5 protein-coding genes are annotated in these 4637 nt (G+C 46.8%); 4 read left to right on the top strand and 1 reads right to left on the bottom strand.

Annotated elements, in window-relative coordinates; genetic code table 11:
- A partial coding sequence (locus AACR09_RS05275) for a sporulation protein (protein WP_228010936.1) occupies positions 1-430 on the bottom strand: 430 nt, incomplete at its 3' end.
- Between the two features lie 181 nt (positions 431-611).
- Between AACR09_RS05275 and hutC the strand changes: the two genes are divergently transcribed.
- The 4 genes from hutC to hutU form a co-directional block, all read left to right on the top strand.
- On the top strand, positions 612-1325 hold the full coding sequence (gene hutC, locus AACR09_RS05270) for a histidine utilization repressor (RefSeq protein WP_017099838.1): 714 nt from the start codon (positions 612-614) through the stop codon (positions 1323-1325).
- Positions 1326-1438: 113 nt separating this feature from the next.
- Positions 1439-2689, top strand: coding sequence for an imidazolonepropionase (gene hutI, locus AACR09_RS05265; protein ID WP_193836112.1), 1251 nt, complete (start codon positions 1439-1441; stop codon positions 2687-2689).
- Complete coding sequence (gene hutG / locus AACR09_RS05260; RefSeq protein ID WP_193836111.1) at positions 2676-3722, top strand: formimidoylglutamase; 1047 nt, start codon at positions 2676-2678, stop codon at positions 3720-3722. The genes hutI and hutG overlap by 14 nt, the downstream gene beginning before the upstream one ends.
- 72 nt (positions 3723-3794) lie before the next feature.
- Positions 3795-4637: urocanate hydratase (hutU, locus tag AACR09_RS05255; protein ID WP_228010935.1), on the top strand; the 843-nt coding region annotated here is incomplete at its 3' end.

Below are 4637 nucleotides of genomic sequence, written 5' to 3'. Positions count from 1 at the left end.
CGACCGTTGGCAATGGGTGTACGGAGATGAAGTCACGGTCTTTAGGGTCAATCGCGAAACCGATATCTAGGTTGGTTTCTACCCACACGTGACACCGATTCATTTGCGCGTTCAACGCGGTGACTGGCGTTTCATCATTTAACTTAAGACGGAATGGAACCAGTTTGGTTTCGCCCGGTTGGATAACGAAAGGCTCTACCGCTTGAATACGACCCAGTGAAAAGGTTTCGTAGCTGGTACTGTCTTCCGTTTCTACTTTTACTTCTGTGTTGAGAACCAAGTTGATCAGGTCGATTTGTTGCTCAACGTCGCCACCAACAATGTGAACATTGCCAGACAACTCTCCACCTTGGAAAACTTCAATATTATCTAAGACAGTATCAACCTTTGCTGCACCGATGCCCAACGAGGCCTTTAATTTCTTAAACATATTATTTCCCTTTCTAATTATCTGATTTACGAATAGTTATTGCGTGACAATTTGCGACACTTGCCTCACAGAATCAAGCAATTTGCCCCATCTATGTTGAATAAGGTCACATTGCCCGAGGAAATGTTGAAATCGTGAAAAATTCCGTTACTCTATTTGTATAGTCAAATAAGGTTTCATTATGTCGAAAGCGCCGCTCTACCTTCAGATAAAACAGTTCATAGATGACAAGATCAACAGTGGTCACTGGCCAGTGGGTTACCAGATAACCACAGAACTCGAACTTACCGAGCAGTTCAATGTGAGTCGAATGACGGTCAATAAAGCGATTCGAGATTTGGTATCTGAAGGCAAGCTCATCAGGAAACCAAGACTGGGGACTTTTGTTTGTGAACCAGACGAAAAAGCGCAATCTCCGTTGCTTGATATCAACAACATCGCGCAAGAGATCAAAGACCGAGGCCAAACGTATACTAGCCAAGTTATCAAGCACGATAGTATCAAGGCTGATGAAAGCACGGCTACACGGTTAGGTGTGATGATTAACGCAGAAGTGTTCTATAGTGAAATCATACACTTTGCCGACAACGCACCGATTCAATTGGAAGCGCGCTGGGTGAACTCTCAAGCCGCTCCAAAATACCTAGAGCAAGACTTTTCAACCTCTACCCCCAATGAATACCTTTCAAAAAGCTGCCCGTTGAGTGCTATCGAGCATACGGTTGAAGCCATTATTCCTGACTCTCAAATTAGAACGTCACTAAAACTTTCTGAATCAGAGCCTTGCCTGCTTTTGAATAGAAGAACATGGAGCAAAGAACGTCTCATCAGCTTTGCATTGCTCTACCATCCCGGTTCTAAATACAAATTAAGCTCCAAGATACTTCTAGATTAAAGAACATCATCCTGATCGCCGATCACATTTTTGCAACATCAACTTGATTCGGGTCAGCGTTTAGCCTATTTATTTGTATATACATTTAATGTTTAACAAAGATCTAGGTGATTATGAATTTGATCCTCAAAAACGCACGAGTGGTCTCCATGAGTTCGGGAGCCGATGGCTATCAGCCCTCTTCCCCTCAAAATATCGTTATCGAAAACGGTAAGATCGTGTCCATCTCTTGTTCAAACCACGAGGTACTTGCTTCTGAGGTAGAACAACCGAGCACTGATGGCTCTGCAGATTACATCACCTATGATTGCAAGAACAAACTCGTCACCCCTGGGCTGATTGATTGCCACACTCACCTCGTATTTGCGGGTAATCGTGCCAATGAATTTGAGCAGCGTTTGAATGGTGTGTCTTACACCGACATCGCCAAGCAAGGCGGTGGTATTTTAGCGACAGTAACCGCAACGCGCGCAGCACAAGAATCTGAACTGGTTGAAATGGCACTACCTAGGCTCGATGGCCTACTAAGAAGTGGCGTAACCAGCATCGAAGTAAAATCCGGCTATGGTTTAACTCTTGAAGATGAGCTCAAGATGTTACGTGCAGCCAAAGCGTTAGAGAATCATCGCCGAATTAAGATCACCACCACTCTCCTTGCAGCCCATGCTGTGCCACCCGAATATAAAGAACAACCGGACAGCTATATCGATCTGGTTTGCCAAGAGATCATTCCTAAAGCTGCAGAGCAAGGCCTAGCCGATGCGGTTGACGTGTTCTGTGAATCTATCGGCTTCAACCTTGAACAAACCGAACGTGTCTTTGCAGCAGCCAAAGCGCATGGGCTAGCGATTAAAGGCCACACTGAACAACTTTCGAATATGGGTGGCAGCGCGCTTGCAGCTAAATACGGCGCACTCTCTGTTGACCATGTCGAATACCTTGATGAAATAGGAGTCAAAGCACTGGCGGAATCAGGCACCGTTGCCACCTTGCTACCCGGTGCTTTCTACTTCCTGAAAGAGACTCAACAGCCGCCAGTCGCCCTACTTCGTGAACACAACATTCCAATGGCGATAGCGACCGACTTAAACCCCGGCACTTCTCCTTTTGCTGACTTAACACTAATGATGAACATGAGCTGCACCCTGTTTGGTACGACGCCTGAAGAAGCGCTGCGCGGTGTAACTTGTCATGCTGCGGCTGCCATTGGCGAATTACAAACCAAAGGCAGAATTGAAATTGGTTATGCCGCTGATTTGGCTATCTGGAATATCGTTCACCCTGCCGACTTAAGCTATCAAGTTGGTGTTCCTCATCTGCATAAACGCATTGTTAATGGCGAGGTATGTCATGACTCAATCTAATTCCAACAGCATTCAAAAGAACGCAGAAACCGTACATAACTTCGTGTGGACTGGGCGTAATGATCTTGAAGATGGCGCACTCGGTACTCGCGTTCATCACATTACCAAGCAAGTGCAAAATAGTGAGTTAAGTGACGATCTGACTAGCAGCGCTATCGCCTTAGTTGGCTTTGCCAGCGACGCCGGTGTTGCAAGGAATAAAGGACGCGTGGGCGCGAAACAAGCACCCAACCTGATTCGCCAAGCGTTGGCTAATATGGCTTGGCACAGTGACGCTCACATCGCGGACCTTGGTGATATCGAATGCAATGATGGTCAACTCGAAGTCAGCCAAAAACAGTGTGCTTCTGTGATTGCCAATGCTTTAGCAATCAACAAAGTGATTACCCTCGGCGGTGGTCACGAAGTGGCTTGGGCATCTTTCCAAGGCCTCGCTAATCATTTACATCAAATGGAACACCTTGATAAAGGTCAGCCAGAACGCAAACCTAAGATCGGCATCGTTAACTTTGATGCTCACTTTGATCTTCGTGAATTTGAAAGCGACATCGCCGATGTTAAACCGAGCTCAGGCACGCCTTTCAACCAGATAAGTGATTACTGCCACACACATCAATGGCCGTTTCATTACGCTTGCCTTGGCGTGAGTGCTGCTAGCAATACCAAAGCGCTGTTTAATAAAGCTGACCAACTGGGCGTTTGGTATGAACACGACCGCAACATGACCCAAGTGAACCAAGTCGCTCAACTGGTTAAGTTACAAAAATTCATCGCTGAGTGTGATTACCTCTATCTCACTATCGATCTAGACGTATTTCCAGCAGCGACAGCGCCGGGCGTCAGTGCACCAGCGGCAAGAGGCGTGAGCTATGAAGCACTCGCTCCTTTTCTAGAACAGATTTTCAAACACAGTGAAAAACTCATTATCGCGGACATTGCGGAATACAACCCAGACTACGACATCGATAGCCAAACTGCTCGATTGGCGGCACGTTTGTGTTGGGATATAGCCAGTGCAATGGCCAGCGACTAATCCAGCTATACCGATAACTACAACTACAACTACAACTACAACGATATAACGTGAAACAGAAGGAATTCCAAAATGACGGAACACCACAACAGTGACCCTCGTCTCGACACGACTCGCGAAATTCGCGCACCTCATGGCACCACTTTGCGCGCTAAATCTTGGTTAACAGAAGCACCACTGCGTATGCTGATGAACAACCTAGACCCTGATGTGGCAGAACATCCACATGCACTGGTTGTGTATGGCGGTATTGGTCGCGCTGCGCGTGATTGGAAATGTTATGACAAGATTGTTGAAGTATTAGAGCGTTTAGAAGACGACCAAACGTTGCTTGTTCAATCAGGTAAACCTGTGGGCGTGTTCCCGACTCATAAAAACGCGCCTCGCGTACTGATCGCGAATTCTAACCTTGTTCCACACTGGGCGAACTGGGAGCACTTCAACGAGCTAGATAAAGAAGGCTTGATGATGTACGGCCAGATGACCGCAGGCAGCTGGATTTACATTGGCTCTCAAGGCATCGTTCAAGGTACTTATGAAACGTTTGTCGCTATCGCGAAGAAGCACTTTCAAGGAGAAGCAAACGGCAAGTGGGTTCTAACGGGTGGTCTTGGCGGTATGGGCGGTGCTCAACCTCTCGCAGCGACTATGGCTGGCTTTTCAATGATTGCGGTTGAATGCGATGAATCACGAATCGATTACCGCTTGCGTACAGGCTATGTAGACAAAAAAGCCACCAGCATAGATGAAGCGATGGCAATGATTAAAGAATCAGACACACCAATCTCTGTTGGCTTGCTTGGTAACGCAGCAGACGTATTCCCAGAGCTTGTTGAACGCAATATCACGCCTGACGTAGTGACTGACCAAACCTCTGCCCACGATCCACTGAACGGCTACTTGCCTCAAGGTTGG

This window comes from Vibrio sp. OPT20 (assembly GCF_963889365.1).
Taxonomy (GTDB): domain Bacteria; phylum Pseudomonadota; class Gammaproteobacteria; order Enterobacterales; family Vibrionaceae; genus Vibrio; species Vibrio splendidus.
This window is presented reverse-complemented; position numbering and strand designations above follow the sequence as displayed.